This is a genomic window from Listeria rocourtiae subsp. hofi, from assembly GCF_963575615.1.
Lineage (GTDB): Bacteria > Bacillota > Bacilli > Lactobacillales > Listeriaceae > Listeria_A > Listeria_A hofi.
Genome location: NZ_CAUYTL010000047.1, coordinates 1 through 16,942, shown reverse-complemented (window position 1 = coordinate 16,942; position 16,942 = coordinate 1). Strand labels below are relative to the sequence as shown.

Genomic DNA, 16,942 nt, shown 5'->3' with positions numbered 1-16,942 from the left:
TGTTTTGGATTCTCTCAAGGACCGTGTGTCACATTACATTTCTATTTCTTAATTACACACTTTTCTTGACAAACCCAATCGTGAAGCCAATCCCGTAAGAACTCAGAAAATTTTTAGGAATAACACCTTCTTCTACATTTATATTAGCGCTACTCCCAGTGTATATAATGTTATTCGCATTTATAATAAGGTTCCGGACCCAACGATTTCCTTTATGATCCCCTGCAAATGAGATACCATTATAATTCATTTGGCTCTTTTCATAGTCAGAAACATCAACGCTAATTGTATTATTACCTATAAGAACATTTTCAAGTGTAATCATCTCCACTTCTTTATCCCAATCCTCGGCTACTGGTTTTATATTATCTTTAGGGTGGTTAACCCACAGCTGAATGCCCTTTTTCACTTTTGTAAAAGTATTCCCAGTGACAGTAACATTCGATGGTATCATACTAACAAAGTCTTTATTTATGCCATCTTTCCCTTGTGCACGACTTGCAATATTAACACCTGTCGCGTAACCTTCCGAATAATTACCTGTAATTACACTCTTTCCACCGTGAGTTTCGATACACCCTCTTGCACGCATCGTCTCATCTCCGTATGAGTAAAATTTATTATTACTTACGATGACTCCTGAACAATTAAGATATATTGCAGAATTGTCTACATACTCTTGTTTAGGACTTTCTCTGTAGAAACGGCAATGTTCCACCGTCACATCTTGACAGGTCATATCCACGTACTCTCCATTTGAACGTGAACCGTTGCAAGAGATAGCATTTCCCCCTGTAGTTGGACGGAAGGTTAATTTATTAAAATGAGCATTACTGAAATTTTTGAGTGAAAATACATATTGTGATCCTGTCGTTGCTGATGAAACTACCGGATTACCACCTGGATTTTGATTAATTACAAATTTTTCAAAAGACACATTTTCTACTCTGGCATCTGTGGAGAAATTTTGACCAAATATGGCTTTGTAAGGACCTGTACCATCAGCAATCTTAATGACAGATTGTATTCCACTGCCACGAATAGTTAGATTATTGCAAAGCGTTATGACTTCCTTTGGACAAACTTCATGTACGCCTTTAGGAATGTACACCCCCCCCCTTCCATTGCTTTCACTTTTTTAATCGCGCGTCTGAATGATTCTGTACTATCTTCATCTCCATCTCCATCCTCTTTAAAATCTAAAAGGTTAAACCAGTCTACCGCTGAATTTTCTACCATTGTTTGCTCCTCCTATTCCATTACATATAAGAACATATCTTGCTAAACACTATTATCTAGATAATAAGCGAAATAGCCTACCTTGATTGAAGCTCAATTTTATATTGATATCTACTTAGTGTACGAAGTCGTTCTGTTACGATTTTTGGGAGATTAACTGTAGGTACGTACCGCTTTTCCAGCTTAAGTAACGGCTTTTAATTTTGCTTATTTTGAGAAATTTACTAATCTATCACCAACTAACATTTTGATAATATTAACATATTGTTACTAAAAATAGCTATAGTTCCTTTAAAATGTTCACAAAAATAACATAAAAAAGAAAATTTTATTATAAAACGCACCATAAGAGCAGTATATCTTTCGTCTAAGACATACTGCTCCATATGTTATTATGCTTTCACAGATTTCTCATACCCTGCTGCAATAAGCATTTTTATTTTTGTTACTGCTTGTTTTGTTGTCACAACGTTATCTCGAATATAAATATCTTTACCTGGTGTAGGCGTCAGGCGGATACTATACGTAGCTTTTTCAACTGCAAATTTATCGTTCATCATATTGTTTTGGATGGATGCACCTAGAATGTTCCCTCGCAAATCAATAAAACTAGTCGTACTCGATGGCTGTTTCAAATAGGCGCAGTTCGTCATAATATTATTGCTTATTTTGATACCTTGAACTTCGCTCACTTTAGATGTACCACCATTGCTTAATCTCCCTAAATAAATAGCACTCAGCGGGACGTTCGATAGGATATTATTTTGGATTGCGATATTTGCCATATTGATTGCTAATAAAAATACAATGCCATAACAGCTCTTGAAATCATTCGGAACAAGCCCTTTATCCACATCAATAGTAGGTCCACTTTTTCCAGTAAAGATAATGTTATTTGTACCAATGGAAATATTTTTGATCCAACGATTTCCTTGATAGGCTCCGGCAAGCGTTATTCCAGCATAATTATTTGGGTTTGCTGTATAGTCTGAAACATCTACACTGATTGTATTATTACTGATCAGAACATTTTCCAATACAATTTCCTCTTTATGAGTCGCCCATTGTTCGACAGTTAGCGCTGGTGTGACATTATCTTGAGGATGATTAACCCATAGTTGAATACCTTTTTTAACTTTAGTAAATGTATTTCCTGTAATCGTAATATTGGCGGGGGACATACTGATAAGGGGACCGTCCACATTTTCCTTTCCCCACGTACGGCTTGCGGCATTAACACCAGTGCTATAACCTTCTGAATAATTTCCTGAAATAACGCTTTTCCCACCGTGTGTTTCAATACACCCTCTTGCTTTTGTTGTTTCGTCTCCCATTGCGTAGAATTTGTTATTACTCACGATACTACCAGGACAATTTAAATAGATTGCTGAATTATCGACATAAATCTGCTTCGGACTCTCACGATAAAAACGGCATTGTTCTACGGTTACGTCTTGACATGTTGTATCGATATACGTTCCCCTTGAAGCATTGCAACATATTGCATTGGCCCCCGTTGTTGGATTGAATTCCATTTTTCTGAAATGAATTTTACTAAAGTTCTTGAAAGAAAAAGCAAATTGTGATGCACCACTTGATGAGGGCACCGGATTTCCTACTGGATTTTGATTAATCGTAAATCTTTCAAAGTATACACTTTCTATGCGTGCTTCTGTAGAACTTTCCTGCCCAAAAATTACTTTATATGGGCCTGTTCCATCCGCAATTCTAACTATAGACTGCGCACCATCGCCAATGATTGTTAAGTTACTGCATAAAGAAATAGCTGGCACTGGACGAATATCATACGTTCCACTCGGGATATAAAGTACACCGCCTTTTCTTCCCTCAATTGTTGCAATGGCACGTCTGAATGCATCAGTGTAATCTACATCACTTTCCTCTTTAAAATCTAAAATGTTTAACCAATCTAATACTAAACCTATTCCCATCTCATGTTCCTCCTAATTTCTTTTTATGTTACAAATAGTATTGTATATCAAATTACGGAGGTAAACCTGTCTGAAATCACCCATCTTGATTTATTTTTTGGCATACAAAAAAGCCCGCGCTACAAGTGGCAAATGCCAACCCATAGCTCAGGCTTTGATACGTCTATTTATTATTCACCCATTAATTTCAAAGCGTGATCAAGCACTTTTTCACCGTTCATCGTGCCGTAAGCTGTCATATCAATAACATCAACTGGAACACCCGTTGGTTCAGCTAATTTATCAACAGTTGATTTTTGGTAGCGAACTTGAGGGCCAAGCAACACTACATCTGCTGTATCAATAAGTCCATTGATTTCTGAGATAGAATATGCAGCAATTGTCGCTTCTAACCCTTTTGCTTCTGCTGCCTTTTGCATTTTTGTTACTAATAAACTTGTGGACATTCCTGCCGCACATACTAATACGATATTTTTCATCAAAAATCTTTCCTTTCGATTTTAGGGTAGCTTTCTTTTACTATATTCATTATACTCATAATACAGCGTTTACACAAGGGTGAGCTTCACGCGCACCGAGAAACGTTTCTCAGCGCGCGTGGGTTTGGTGGCCTATCTTGATTTAGAGTAACGCCGAGTGTAGCAAGGGATTTTCGATATACTTTGCGTACATCTAGTAATTCTCGCCGATTTGTTCAGTGTATGCATCTATTATAGGATGGTGATTTTTTCGATTGTTACATCGTGAACTGGTTTGTCTTGGGCACCGACGCTGACAGATTGGATTTCATCTACTACGTCCATGCCGTCTACTACTTGGCCAAATACTGTGTGGCGTCCGTCTAAATGTGGTGTTCCACCAGCTTTATAAGCTTCAATTACCTCAGCTGGGAATCCTGCGCCTTCCATTTGTTTAGCCATTTGTGGATGTAAGTTTTTATTTGTAACGATGAAGAATTGGCTACCGTTTGTTCCTGGCCCTGCATTTGCCATTGATAAAGCTCCACGGATATTGAAGGCGTTTGGTGAGAATTCATCTTCAAATGGTTCTCCCCAGATGCTTTCTCCGCCGTAACCTGCGCCTTCTGGATCGCCACCTTGAATCATAAAATCAGCAATAACACGGTGGAAAATGATACCTTCATAGTAGCCATTTTCAGCGTGTGTTAGAAAATTTTCTACTGCTTTTGGCGCGATTTCTGGGAATAGTTTTAACTTTATTGTTCCGCGATTTGTTTCCATCGCTACCAATTTTTCGTTTTCTGTTACTTCTTTTGATAATTGTGGATAATATGTCATTTTTAAATCTCCTCTTTTTCTTTTAGTTGACTGCTCTTATTTGAACCAGATTATGAGTAAGTTCACAAATACAGCTAGTACATATATACATAATAAACTAGCAGCGCCCCAAATAACAATTTTTTTGACCATGTTGCCTCCTCTTCTTAGAGCGTTTATTTTTGTTTCTGTCATTCTTTATTCTATAATGGAATTAGATATTTGGAAACTAATAAGGAATAGAGATGGTTTTTATGTCAATCAAAAAACGGAATCTGTACATTTTAATGGTCGCGAATTTATTAATTTCGGCCAGTACAACGATGATCATGCCGTTTTTATCGTTGTATATTGAAACGTTTGGAAATTATAGTGAGGCGTATGTACAACGCTGGGCTGGATATATTTTTGGTGTGACTTTTTTAGTCGCTTTTATTTTTTCGCCAATTTGGGGCCGGATTGGGGATAAGTATGGGTTTAAGAAAATTTTGATGTTTACAGCTTTTGGGATGAGTGTCAGTATTTTTCTTATGGGTTATGCTCATTCAGTCACATATATGATGGTTTTGCGAATTTTTATGGGTGTCGTTACTGGCTTTATCGGGATTTCGAACGCTTTTATTGCGAGACAAACGAATCGTAGTGAGGCTGGGAAGGTACTCGGAACTTTGCAATTGGGTGGTGTAACTGGGATGCTGTTTGGCCCGCTACTCGGTGGGGCTTTGGCTGACTTTTTCGGATTTTCAAGTACCTTTATTATTACAGGGATTGCAATATTTGTAGCGGCTTTACTTGTTTCCTTTGGTTTGAAGGAAGTTCGGCCGGATTTGGAGGGCGTGAAAAAAGTGACTTACTCACGCCGAGAAGTGTTGAAACATATCTTTAAGTTACGGGTTTTGATGATGGTGATGATTATTTCATTGCTTATTCAAGTTGCAAACTTTAGTGTTCAGCCTTTACTTGCGCTTTATGTTGGAGAATTGACGCATACCGATAATGTAGCGTTGTTGTCTGGACTTGCTTTTTCAGCGGCTGGTTTTGGAAATTTAGTCATGACGCGAAAATGGGGCGAGCTGGGAGATAAGTATGGGTACGAGAAAATTTTGAATATGTTGCTGATTATGGCGGCACTTTTTGTTTTACCGCAAGCTTTTGTTCCAAATTTGTGGTTGTTTATTTTCTTCCGATTTTTGTTTGGAATTGCGATTGGGGGGATGGTGCCTTGTATCACAGCTTATATTCGTTTATCGGCTCCGGGACAAATGCAGGGTGAGATGCTCGGCTATAACCAGAGTGCACGTTTTCTTGGGAATGTGATCGGTCCGATTCTTGGCGGGACAATGGCTGGATTCGTTGGGATGAGCAATGTTTTTGTCTTTACGAGCTTCATGTTTGTCGTTGCCTTTGTATTGCTTTGGTTTAGCTTGAAATCGGATCGAAAGCGCCATGTAAATGTGGACTAATTATCGAAACTAGAAAATACATTTAAAAAAATTGTTGTTCTTTTTTGAGAGCAGCAATTTTTTTATTTTTCATCTTTCTACATATTTATAGAATTCGAAAAACATTACCCTTTTCACACGTTGCCCAAGATTCTACCCTTTTTTTCAGGTAATTAAGTATGCTATAATAAAAAATGTGACAAACAACGCGTGCTCCATGTCTTATTTCTTAAGCATATCCACGAGCACAGAATCACAGCCTATTTTTTATCTTCGGGTTTTCATTTTAAGCTTCTATGCTTTCCTAAATAAATTGTGATGTTTCGTCATATTTAGATATTAATTTTCACCAAGGAGGGAGAACTTTTGTCATTTCTACACCTCGCCATTTTCTTGCCATTTATCATGGCTATGTTAATTCCCATTTTCTATCGTTGGACCAAACAACTGCATACTGGATGGATTGTTTTGCCGATTCCCGTCATCTTGTTTATCTATTTTTTGACGTTTATTCCGCAAACGACGGATGGGGTTGTCACGCAGACAATGCCTTGGATTCCATCGCTCGGTATTAATTTTACGATCGTTGTGGACGGGCTTAGTTTGTTATTTGCTCTGCTTATTACAGGGATTGGATCACTTGTTACGTTTTACTCTATTTTCTACTTAGGTAAAAAGAAGGAGCGTTTAAACAATTTTTATGCATTTCTGTTCATTTTTATGACGGCTATGCTCGGAGTTGTTTTGAGTGATAATTTAGTTGTTCTTTATTTATTCTGGGAAATGACCTCGATTAGTTCATTTCTACTGATTGGATATTGGTATCATCGAGAAAGATCGCGTTATGGCGCGCGAAAGTCATTGCTTATTACCGTATTCGGAGGCTTGATGCTTCTCGGCGGGATTTTATTGCTTCACCTTATTACGGGATCATTCTCGTTACGTGAAATCATTTCGGAGGCAGCACTTGTTCAAAATAGTTCGCTATTTATTCCTGCCATGATTTTTATTTTACTAGGTGCCTTTACAAAATCGGCGCAGGTTCCATTCCATATTTGGTTGCCTGACGCGATGGAAGCCCCAACGCCAGTTAGTGCATATTTGCATTCAGCAACGATGGTCAAAGCTGGAATTTATTTAGTCGCTCGGTTTACACCTCTTTTCGCGGTATCTGGGGCTTGGTTCTGGACAATTTCGCTAGTCGGGATTGTGACCTTGTTCTGGGGTTCGATTACCGCGACGAAGAAAACCGATTTGAAGGCGATTTTGGCCTATTCAACGATTAGTCAACTCGGTTTGATTATGACACTATTAGGCGTTGGAGCTGCGGCGCTTCATTTCGATTCTTGGAATGACAACATTTATATTGGTGCGATTGTAGCAGCGGTTTTCCATTTATTTAACCATGCTACTTTTAAAGGAAGTTTGTTCATGATGGTTGGGATTGTGGATCATGAGACTGGGACGCGGGATATTAAGCGGCTCGGTGGTTTGATGCAAGTTATGCCAATTACAGCGACGATTGCCTTTATCGGGACGTTTGCAATGGCTGGATTACCGCCATTTAATGGTTTTTTGAGTAAGGAAATGTTTTTTCAAAGTATGGTAGACGTGACATCGCTGAACTTGTTTCAGGCAGAGACATGGGGCGTCATATTACCAATCATCGCTTGGATAGGAAGTATTTTCACATTTGTTTATAGCATGATTATTTTCTTCAGAACTTTCGGTGGCAAACTTAAACCGCATTTACTGCCGCAAAAACCGCATGAGGCACCATTTGGATTGTTATTACCGCCGATGATTTTATCTGCACTTGTTGTAATTACAGGTGTTTTCCCAAATTTGCTTGCCAAACCGTTGCTTGAACCTGCAGTAAAATCAATTATGCCTTCGCTTTACGGGACTGGTTATTCGATTCATATCAGTTTCTGGCATGGCTTCACGATGGCATTGCTGATGACGGCTGGCGTAATTATTTTGGGCATTTTTCTTTATAAGACAACAAATTGGTGGCGACCTTTTATCTCTGAGAAAGTTCCGGCATTTTTCCGTTGGGGTAAAGCGTATGATAATGGAATGTATTATATGGAGCAAGGATCGTATCGCTTTACTTTATGGGTAATGACTGGTTGGTTGCGAACATATCTAAACTATATGTTGACGGCTTTTATTATTTTAATGTTAGGCACAATTTTTATGACGGATGCGCTTAATTTTGATATTTCGGCAATTTCGCGTGTTACGATGATGGATTATGTTTTAGTTTTCGTCGTAATTGTAACGCTTATAGGTATTGTATTTTCAAAATCGCGCATTACCTCCATTATTTTGCTTGGTGCGATGGGCTATACGATTAGTATTTTCTTCATTGTGGCTAGAGCACCCGATCTTGCTTTGACACAGCTTGTAATTGAGACCATCTCAGTTGTGCTTTACCTGCTCGTTTTCTACCATTTGCCACAGTTCAGTAATATTGAGGAGAAACCGCGATGGTTCTCTGCAAAGACTTTTATTAGTATCGGTGTTGGGTTGGTCGTTTTCTTAATTTCCATTTCAGCTTATGATACGACGTTCTATGACTCGATTTCGCAGTACTATATTGATAATACGTATACGAAAGCAGCTGGGAAAAATATTGTTAACGTGATTCTAGTCGATTTCCGTGGTTTTGATACATTGTTCGAAACCGCCGTGCTCGCTGTTGCATCCATTGGTATTTTTGGGATGATAAAATTACGCTTAGCTAGGAGGGAAAAAAATGAAAACAAATGACGTATTGCTACGTAATGTCACCAAGGTTGTTGTCTTTATTATTTTCCTGTTCTCGCTCCACTTGTTCTTAGCTGGACATTACAATCCTGGTGGTGGCTTCGTTGCTGGCTTGATTTCGGCTGGTGCAGTGACGCTGACCTTGATTGCTTATGACTCGCAAACTGTGAGAAGCATGTTAAATATAAATACGATTATGATGACTGGCGTTGGCTTATTGTTTGCAGTTGGCACTGGCATGATTGGTATTTTGACTGGTGATCCTTTTTTAACGCATAAATTTGGCCACGTAGACTTGCCTATTCTGGGCGATACATCGCTGCATACCGCAACAATTTTTGACTTGGGTGTTTATCTAGTCGTTGTTGGTGTAACGCTTACGATAATTCAAACGATTGGGGAGAGTGACTAGATGGAACTGTTGATGTCGATTTTAATTGGGCTCATGTTTATGGCCGCCACTTACCTTATTCTTTCCAAAAGTTTGTTGCGTATTATTCTTGGGACGGCAATTTTAAGTCACGGAGTTAACTTGCTTATTTTGACGATGGGCGGTTTAAAAAAAGGGAAGGCTCCCCTGCTTGATACTCCTGGGCTTTCTGCTTATAATGACCCTCTGCCACAAGCTTTAATTTTGACAGCGATTGTTATTAGTTTTGGTGTGACTGCTTTCTTCCTTGTCCTTGCTTACAGGGCTTATCAGGAACTTAATAGTGAGAGCGTTTCTAAGACAAGGGGGCATGAAGCAGATGATGAGTAACCTTGTTTTAATGCCGATTTTGATTCCGTTTTTCGGAGCGATTTTTCTGATGCTACTACCGCGAAAAGTAATGGTACAACGTGTACTAGCGATCATTACGAGCGTGGTTCTTATTCTAGCTAACATTTACCTAATTTATTATGTGTATCAACATGGGATTTTGGTCGTAACGCTTGGAAACTGGCCAGCTCCATTTGGCATTTCGATTGTTGGTGACATGTTCGCTATCCTGCTCGTAACAACGACGAGTTTAGTGCTTCTTGGGGCGTTAATTTATTCGTTTTATTCTATCGGGAAACCACGGGAACGATTTTTATATTATCCGGCTGTCTTGTTTATGATTGTCGGGGTGAACGGCTCGTTTTTGACCGGAGACATTTTTAACTTGTTTGTTTTCTTTGAAGTAATGTTGATGGCATCTTACGTATTACTCGTTTTAGGCGGAACGCAGGGACAATTGAAGGCTACAGTAAAGTATCTACTAATTAACGTTATTGGCTCAGCGTTTCTCGTTATGGCTATTGCTCTGCTTTACTCAATGGTTGGTACGCTTAACATGGCTGATATCTCACAAAAAATTTCTGAGATTAATAGTGGAAATACTGGGATGATAACGGTTGTTGCAGTATTATTCTTGTTCGTGTTTGGTCTGAAAGCTGGTATTTTTCCGCTGTATTTCTGGTTACCAGGTTCTTACTTTGCGCCACCAATTCCCGTCCTTGCTTTATTTGGTGCTTTACTCACGAAAGTTGGGATTTACGCTATTATTCGTGTTTATACACTATTTTTCTATAATGAAACTAGTTTTGCATTGCCGTTATTGTCTACGCTTGCGCTCATTACGATTGTACTCGGCGTCATCGGAGCAATTAGCTATAACGATATGAAAACAATTATGATTTATAATATTTTAATCGCAGTCGGTGTGATTCTGTTTAGTGTCTCGCTCATGACTCGTGAAGCTATGACTGGTGCGATTTTCTACTTGATTCATGATATGTTGATTAAGGGGACGCTTTTCCTCATCATAGGTGTTATCATCGCAATTACCGGCTTTTCGAGCATCAAAAAGTTCAGTGGCCTTATGAGTGTTAAACCATCACTTGGTTGGACGTTCTTTATTGGAGCGCTCGGACTTGCAGGTATTCCACCACTCAGCGGGTTTATCGGCAAGCTGTTAATTGTAGAAGGGGCTTTTGCAGTGCAGCATTATGTTGGCGGTATTATCGTACTTCTTTCTAGCCTGTTTGTACTTCTTTCGATGATTAAAATTTTCTCAAAAGGTTTCTGGGGTGAGAAAAAAGGAGCGTTCAATCTAGACATTCCATATCGAAAAATGATGGTGCCTATCTTGATGTTACTCACTGTTTCCGTCGCTTATGGCATCTTTTCACAAGGTATGTATCCACTTATTGACAAGGCAGTCGATCCATTAGTTGATCCATCAATTTATATTAAAGCGGTACTGGGGGAGTGAGGCAAAAATGGCATTTCAATTAATTATCAACCTTATACTTGCCTGTTTGTGGATGTTCCTGCAGTCTGATTTCACAATAGGGACTTTCATTCTCGGCTTTATTATTGGGATTTTCCTGCTGTTCTTCATGCGTCGCTTTCTTGGATCTCGCTTTTATATTTGGCGAATTCTAGCGCTTGTGAAACTACTATTTAACTTCTTTAAGGATTTAATTATCTCAACTGTTATGGTAGCACGCATCGTTCTCAAAAAAGATATGAACATTCGTCCAGGAATTTTTCGGTACGAAACGACGCTTGAAACCGACTGGGAAGTGACGATGTTGGCGATTTTAATCACGTTGACACCTGGAACGCTTTCTATCGATATTTCTGATGATTACAAAGCAATCTACGTGCATTCACTTCATGTTCCGAATATTGAAGAGGAAATCGCGACTATTCGCAAATCCTACGAAGGCGCTATTATGGAGGTGTTCCATTGATTATTATAAACACAGTCTTAGCTATCGCCTTGTTTATGTATTCTGTTTCTATTTTCCTTTACCTATACCGAATTTTAAAAGGACCAACGACTTCTGATAAAGTGGTAGCACTCGATTCGATTGGGATGAACCTCGTTGCTATTGTGGCGCTGCTTTCGATGTTACTGGATACGAACGCCTATTTGGACGTTATCCTCTTGATTGCTCTGCTTGCCTTTATCGGCACTGTCTCGTTTGCTAAATTTGTAGAGAAAGGTAAGGTGATTGAACGTGAACGTGATAATTGAGATTATTATTTCGATCATGATTCTTATCGGCGCCTCACTCAGTATTTTAGCAGCGATTGGCGTGATTCGTCTTCCTGATGTTTACACCCGAACGCATGCCGCGGGTATCAGCAATACATTCGGCGTAAGTTTGCTACTTTTTGCAACAGTTGGCTACTTTTTTCATAGTGGGGAAGGTTTTAATGCCCGGGTTCTACTTGCAATCTTGTTTATTTACTTAACAACGCCGATTGCTTCTCACTTGATTAACCGTGCTGCTTACGATACTGGTGTCCCTTTGGCGATTCGCATTCGTGACCAACTACGTTCCGTGAAAAAAGACGACATTAAGAAGCGGAAAAATGTCATTATCAAACAAGAACAGTTGGAACGCGCACGTCAGGAGCGTGAAGAGTTAGAGGATCAACTCGACTGGGAATTGCGTGATGAAAAAATTATCCAACGCGAGGAATCAGAAGATGTTGCGCGTGAATATGAGGAAACATTGATTGAGCTTGAATCTGATGACTCAGAACAAGAGATTATCGAGCTTGACGAAGAAAATGAAGATACAGATAAGAATAAATAAAAATGAGGCCGAGACAAAACTCATTTTCATGCAAAATAAGCAAGATTAACATCCTTTTTTCCGAGCAGGATGTTAATCTTGCTTAACACAAATCGAGCGAAAGCGCTTGTATTAAGGGGATTTGGAATGGATTAACCGTTCACTTTGTTCACGCTTATATTGAGACTGTAACTCATTGCATATCGAACAGTCCCAGCAATGCGAGCGCTTGTCGCCGATTTATTCGGGTTGTGTCCCAGACCCATTTTTATGCTGATTTTTCTTTAATGGCTAAGGTACAGCGGCTTACGCACAGAAGCTTATTATCCGCCTCACTACGAATTTCGACGTGCCAAACTTGTGTTGTTCTTCCGATATGGATAGGCTCTGCCGTAGCAAGCACGTAGCCATCCCGTACTGATGAAATATGATTTGCGTTAATCTCAAGACCAAATGCGATTTCATTATCACTCACATGCGCTGTGGCGCCAATACTCGCTACCTGTTCAGCAAGTGCCACAGAAGCCCCACCGTGTAAAAATCCAAACGGTTGACGCGTTTTTTCATTAACTGGCATTTTCACAATTGCTGCATCTTTTGTTAGTGAAATCAATTCCATTTCCAAGTATTCACCTAAACTCATAATCCTCGTCTCCTCCCGTCTCTTCCTTCCATTATAGCCGTTTATTTCTATCGATGCATCCGTAAAACTGTTTTGAACAGAGTAGGTTTCCATTCCCATTTCTTGTGGTACAATACTAATATAACTGTTTGCTAAGGAAGAGGAGATCGCCATGTTAATCAATGTACCTTTAATTGCTTCACTCATTGCTATTTTTTTCGCGCAATTTGTCAAAGTTCCAATCCATTTGCTCGTTTATCGTAAAATGCAATGGAGTCTTATGTTTTCCACGGGAGGTATGCCTAGTTCGCATTCAGCGGCCGTTACAGCCCTAATGACTACACTTGCGATTTCATACGGAATTGACTCTCCTTATTTCGCTATCGCTGTCGTATTCGGTATCATCGTAATGTTTGATGCTACCGGTGTTCGCCGCCAAGCCGGTGAGCAAGCCGTTGCACTCAACAAATTAGCTCGAGATTTTCATGAATTTGTCGAACATGCAAAGGGCCTGACAGAACCAGGACAAGAAGAGAAGCAAAAACATTTGAAAGAAATGCTTGGTCATAAACCAATGGAAGTTTTCTTCGGAGCTTTGACTGGTATCGCGATTGGATTTCTTGTCGATTATCTATTTGGCCTTTTATAGGAATTTAAAAATAGGAGCGAAAGTCAGATACTTAAAAACTGACTTTCGCTCCTATTTTTGTAGCTTATTTATAGAACTTAAATTTACCTTTATTCATCATGACACCAGTTCCACCAATTTGGTATAACGCACGGTCATCAATTATTTTTTTCATAACGGATGCGGGGTAACCTTTCAAGCTTCTACCCATTACAACACCAATCGCATCGTTGTCTCCGATTGAGCAAACAGTACCTTTTTCATGATAGATGAATGGTGCTAAATCTGTGGTCAATCCTTTTACCATCTTAGCAAGGTTCGCTGCCGCAATATCTGCTTGTTGCATCGCAATTTGCGCTGTTGGCGGGTATGGACGATCATTTTCAGGATTAATCATTAACGAGCAATCCCCAATAATCAAGATTTCTTCGTTACCTGGAACTGTCAAATCGTCATTTACTTTCACACGACCGCGTCCAGCTTCAAATCCAGAAGCTTCGATAACGCTATTTCCGCGTACCCCAGCTGCCCAGATAACTGTTGCTGCTTTGATTTCCACATCTTCCGTTTCACTTTTCGCATATTTAATACCGTCTGCTGTAGCTTCTTTCACTGGAGTTCCAACGTTGAATTCTACACCACGGTCTTCTAAAACGCCAACGCCATAGTCTACTAATTTTGCATCGAATTGCGGCAACACTTTTGGTGAAGCTTCCATACAAACTATGCGGACTTTTTCACGAGGCACGTCATATTTTTTCACAAGTTCTGGAATACGGTTGGTTAGTTCCCCTAAGAACTCGATACCCGTGAATCCAGCGCCACCAACGACAATTGTTAATAATTCATCGCGTTGTTCTGTTTTCCATTTTGCAAAACTACCTTCGATTTGAGCTCGAATCTTCTTAACAGAATCGATGCTAGTAATCGTGTACGCGTATTCTTTCAAACCGCTGATACCAAAAGTCTCTGCTTCTGATCCAAGTGCAATCAGCAAGAAGTCGTACGAAATATCCCCTTTGTTCGTCAATATTACTGTTTTGTCGTCTTTGTTGATTTTCTCCACAGTATCTTGAATGAAAGTTGTTTTTGTTGGATTGACTACTTTCGCGATAGGATACATTAGTTGTTCTGCTTCTAATGTTCCTGCGGCAGCTTCATGTAACCATGTTGTTTCATGATGATAGTCATTTTTGTTCACCAATACTAATTCTGCTTCAACATTCAATTGTTGCAACTTACGCAACGTTTTCAAGCCACCGTACCCAGCTCCCAGAATGACGATTTTTGGCTTACTCATCTGTATCACATCCACTTTCCCATTGTATTTTTCTCACAAAAAACTGCATCAGGACCAAGCCTAATGACAATTATGTAGATTGCGCTTAAACATCTACGTCTCAAGAAGAAGGCAAAAAGCCCTCACCCTATATCATAGCTCTTTCAAGTCTTTTTTTCAAGAGAAGAAGCTCACAATATATGAAAAATCTAGCGGCAATTTAGTATTTCTGCAAAGCTATTGGCATACTGTTTCTATCTGTTTTATGGTAGAATGGTCTTGTGATGAAAAATCGTGAGAATATTTATTTTAGGAGGTTTTTTTGTGGACGATCAAACAAAAATTTATGATATAACGATTATCGGTGGGGGTCCAGCTGGGCTATTCGCAGCTTTCTATGCAGGTATGCGAAAAGCAAACGTAAAAATTATCGAGAGCTTACCTCAACTAGGCGGGCAACTTTCTACCCTTTATCCGGAGAAATATATTTATGACATTCCAGGATTTCCGAAAGTGCGCGCGCAAGAATTAGTTAATAACTTGATTGCTCAAATGAAACCTTTTGATCCAACGATTTGTCTAGAAGAAGCTGTAGCAAGCGTTGAGAAACAAGCGGATGGTACATTTGAAATCAGCACGAACCAAGATACGCATTACAGTAAAGCAATCATTATCACTGCTGGGAATGGTGCTTTCCAGCCTCGTCGCCTCGAGCTAGATGATGCGATACAATATGAAGGTAAAAATCTGCATTATTTCATCAATGATTTGAGTCGCTTTTCAGGCCGTCGTGTAGCCGTTTGTGGTGGCGGGGATTCGGCAGTAGACTGGGCTTTAATGCTTGAGCCAATTGCCAAAGAAGTATCCATCATCCATCGTCGCAATGCTTTTCGTGCCCATGAACATAGCGTTGAGAAACTGGAGCAGTCATCAATTACAGTTAAAACCCCATTTATTCCAACTAATATCATCGGTGATTCTGAGAAAATGACGCAAATTGTTTTGGAGGAAGTAAAAGGTGATCGAAAGGAAGTCCTTGAGATTGATGATTTCATTGTAAATTACGGTTTCGTGTCCTCATTAGGTCCTATTAAAGAGTGGGGGCTCGATATTGAGCGTAATTCGATTGTTGTCAATTCCAAAATGGAGACAAATATTCCGGGTATCTATTCCGCAGGTGATATTTGTACGTATGACGGTAAAGTAAAATTGATTGCGACAGGATTTGGAGAGGCGCCTACAGCTGTGAACAACGCGATGAACTACATCGATCCAAAGTCTCGAGTACAACCAATGCATTCAAGTTCGATGTTTGATTAATGTAATAAAAGCCGTTAAGTTCGGATGTAAGAGTAATTTGAGAAAATGGATATGTTGATTTATTAAATCAGTAAATAGTTTGGAAACGTGAAATTTGTAAAACTAATCCTAGAAAGGAAGTTTTAAGATGAACGTATTAGTAATAGGGGCAAACGGCCAAATAGGAAAACAAACCGTTGCATTACTAGCAAAAAAAACGGGTGTCAACGTTACAGCTATGATTCGCAAAGAAGAACAACGTGCAGCTCTTGAACAACTTGTTGCAAAAGTAATCATTGCCGATTTAGAAGATGACTTTAGTTCAGCCTATAACAATATCGATACTGTTATTTTCTCCGCTGGCTCTGGTGGGCATACAGGACATGAGAAAACAATTGCTATCGATCAAAATGCAGCAATTAGAGCAGCTCAGTATGCTGAACAGTATAGCATTTCTCACTTTATTATGGTTAGTTCGGTTTGGGCTGATAAACCAGAAAATGGTCCTAAATCACTCAAAGACTATTTAATCGCTAAAGGGAACGCTGATAAAGAACTCCAAAAAAGTCAGCTCAATTACACAATCGTTCGTCCTGTACTGCTAACAAATGAACCGGCAACTGCACATATCAGTGATTACACAACTGGTCGCACAACTATTACGCGAGCCGATGTTGCCCTTTTCCTAAACGCCATTGTTGATAATACCAAGACATACAAGCAAACTTATACCTTTCAAAACGGAGATACGCCGATAGATAAATTTATTAAATAAAAAAAGCTAATTCTAAAGAGTCGCCATTGTACTGAACCCCAAAAGTTGTACCAAATTTAATTAAACCTCTTGGCTGGCCTGAAGACGGTATTCTACCGGACT

At 39.4% G+C, this 16,942-nt stretch carries 18 protein-coding genes; 11 read left to right on the top strand and 7 right to left on the bottom strand.

The window, feature by feature from the left end; genetic code table 11:
- Window positions 1–52: 52 nt before the first annotated feature.
- From R8925_RS14580 to R8925_RS14560, 5 genes are all read right to left on the bottom strand, one after another.
- Window positions 53–1,111 (bottom strand): hypothetical protein, encoded by a 1,059-nt coding sequence (locus tag R8925_RS14580; protein ID WP_430536515.1) that lies wholly within the window; start codon window positions 1,109–1,111, stop codon window positions 53–55.
- Window positions 1,063–1,239 carry a hypothetical protein gene (locus R8925_RS14575; RefSeq protein WP_430536514.1) on the bottom strand — a complete coding sequence of 59 codons (177 nt, stop codon included), beginning with the start codon at window positions 1,237–1,239 and terminating at the stop codon, window positions 1,063–1,065. Before R8925_RS14575 ends, R8925_RS14580 begins: the two co-directional genes overlap by 49 nt.
- A 392-nt stretch (window positions 1,240–1,631) precedes the next feature.
- Window positions 1,632–3,191, bottom strand: a complete 1,560-nt coding sequence (locus R8925_RS14570; protein ID WP_430536513.1) for a hypothetical protein — start codon at window positions 3,189–3,191, stop codon at window positions 1,632–1,634.
- 170 nt (window positions 3,192–3,361) lie between these two features.
- Window positions 3,362–3,670 carry a PTS sugar transporter subunit IIB gene (locus R8925_RS14565; RefSeq protein WP_036073678.1) on the bottom strand — a complete coding sequence of 103 codons (309 nt, stop codon included), beginning with the start codon at window positions 3,668–3,670 and terminating at the stop codon, window positions 3,362–3,364.
- A gap of 231 nt (window positions 3,671–3,901) precedes the next feature.
- Window positions 3,902–4,489, bottom strand: a complete 588-nt coding sequence (locus tag R8925_RS14560; RefSeq protein ID WP_430536512.1) for a peptidylprolyl isomerase — start codon at window positions 4,487–4,489, stop codon at window positions 3,902–3,904.
- 233 nt (window positions 4,490–4,722) lie between these two features.
- Between R8925_RS14560 and R8925_RS14555 the strand changes: the two genes are divergently transcribed.
- From R8925_RS14555 to mnhG, 8 genes are all read left to right on the top strand, one after another.
- Window positions 4,723–5,931, top strand: a complete 1,209-nt coding sequence (locus tag R8925_RS14555) for an MFS transporter (protein WP_430536511.1) — start codon at window positions 4,723–4,725, stop codon at window positions 5,929–5,931.
- A 345-nt stretch (window positions 5,932–6,276) separates the two neighbouring features.
- A complete protein-coding gene (locus R8925_RS14550; RefSeq protein WP_430536510.1) occupies window positions 6,277–8,685 on the top strand; it encodes a Na+/H+ antiporter subunit A in 2,409 nt (802 codons plus the stop codon).
- Window positions 8,672–9,094 (top strand): Na(+)/H(+) antiporter subunit B, encoded by a 423-nt coding sequence (locus R8925_RS14545; RefSeq protein ID WP_036073673.1) that lies wholly within the window; start codon window positions 8,672–8,674, stop codon window positions 9,092–9,094. The genes R8925_RS14550 and R8925_RS14545 overlap by 14 nt, the downstream gene beginning before the upstream one ends.
- Window positions 9,095–9,442, top strand: coding sequence for a Na(+)/H(+) antiporter subunit C (locus tag R8925_RS14540; protein ID WP_133621024.1), 348 nt, complete (start codon window positions 9,095–9,097; stop codon window positions 9,440–9,442).
- Window positions 9,432–10,919, top strand: a complete 1,488-nt coding sequence (locus tag R8925_RS14535; RefSeq protein ID WP_430536509.1) for a Na+/H+ antiporter subunit D — start codon at window positions 9,432–9,434, stop codon at window positions 10,917–10,919. Before R8925_RS14540 ends, R8925_RS14535 begins: the two co-directional genes overlap by 11 nt.
- A gap of 7 nt (window positions 10,920–10,926) precedes the next feature.
- Window positions 10,927–11,403, top strand: a complete 477-nt coding sequence (locus R8925_RS14530) for a Na+/H+ antiporter subunit E (RefSeq protein WP_430536508.1) — start codon at window positions 10,927–10,929, stop codon at window positions 11,401–11,403.
- Between the two features lie 35 nt (window positions 11,404–11,438).
- Entirely contained in the window at window positions 11,439–11,690 is a 252-nt protein-coding gene (locus tag R8925_RS14525; protein ID WP_430539456.1) for a Na(+)/H(+) antiporter subunit F1, read from the top strand.
- On the top strand, window positions 11,674–12,258 hold the full coding sequence (mnhG, locus tag R8925_RS14520) for a monovalent cation/H(+) antiporter subunit G (RefSeq protein WP_430536507.1): 585 nt from the start codon (window positions 11,674–11,676) through the stop codon (window positions 12,256–12,258). The genes R8925_RS14525 and mnhG overlap by 17 nt, the downstream gene beginning before the upstream one ends.
- A gap of 247 nt (window positions 12,259–12,505) precedes the next feature.
- On the opposite strand, the gene menI is transcribed toward mnhG, so the two are convergent.
- Window positions 12,506–12,880 (bottom strand): 1,4-dihydroxy-2-naphthoyl-CoA hydrolase MenI, encoded by a 375-nt coding sequence (gene menI, locus R8925_RS14515; protein ID WP_430536506.1) that lies wholly within the window; start codon window positions 12,878–12,880, stop codon window positions 12,506–12,508.
- Window positions 12,881–13,031: 151 nt separating this feature from the next.
- Between menI and R8925_RS14510 the strand changes: the two genes are divergently transcribed.
- The gene (locus tag R8925_RS14510; protein ID WP_430539455.1) at window positions 13,032–13,508 is read left to right on the top strand and encodes a divergent PAP2 family protein; all 477 of its coding nucleotides are present in this window, start codon (window positions 13,032–13,034) and stop codon (window positions 13,506–13,508) included.
- A gap of 64 nt (window positions 13,509–13,572) precedes the next feature.
- On the opposite strand, the gene R8925_RS14505 is transcribed toward R8925_RS14510, so the two are convergent.
- A complete protein-coding gene (locus tag R8925_RS14505; RefSeq protein ID WP_430536505.1) occupies window positions 13,573–14,787 on the bottom strand; it encodes an NAD(P)/FAD-dependent oxidoreductase in 1,215 nt (404 codons plus the stop codon).
- A gap of 303 nt (window positions 14,788–15,090) precedes the next feature.
- On the opposite strand from R8925_RS14505, the gene R8925_RS14500 reads away from it, so the two are divergent.
- Window positions 15,091–16,086, top strand: a complete 996-nt coding sequence (locus R8925_RS14500) for an NAD(P)/FAD-dependent oxidoreductase (RefSeq protein ID WP_430536504.1) — start codon at window positions 15,091–15,093, stop codon at window positions 16,084–16,086.
- 127 nt (window positions 16,087–16,213) lie between these two features.
- Window positions 16,214–16,840 carry an SDR family oxidoreductase gene (locus R8925_RS14495; RefSeq protein ID WP_430536503.1) on the top strand — a complete coding sequence of 209 codons (627 nt, stop codon included), beginning with the start codon at window positions 16,214–16,216 and terminating at the stop codon, window positions 16,838–16,840.
- Window positions 16,841–16,942 lie beyond the last annotated feature (102 nt).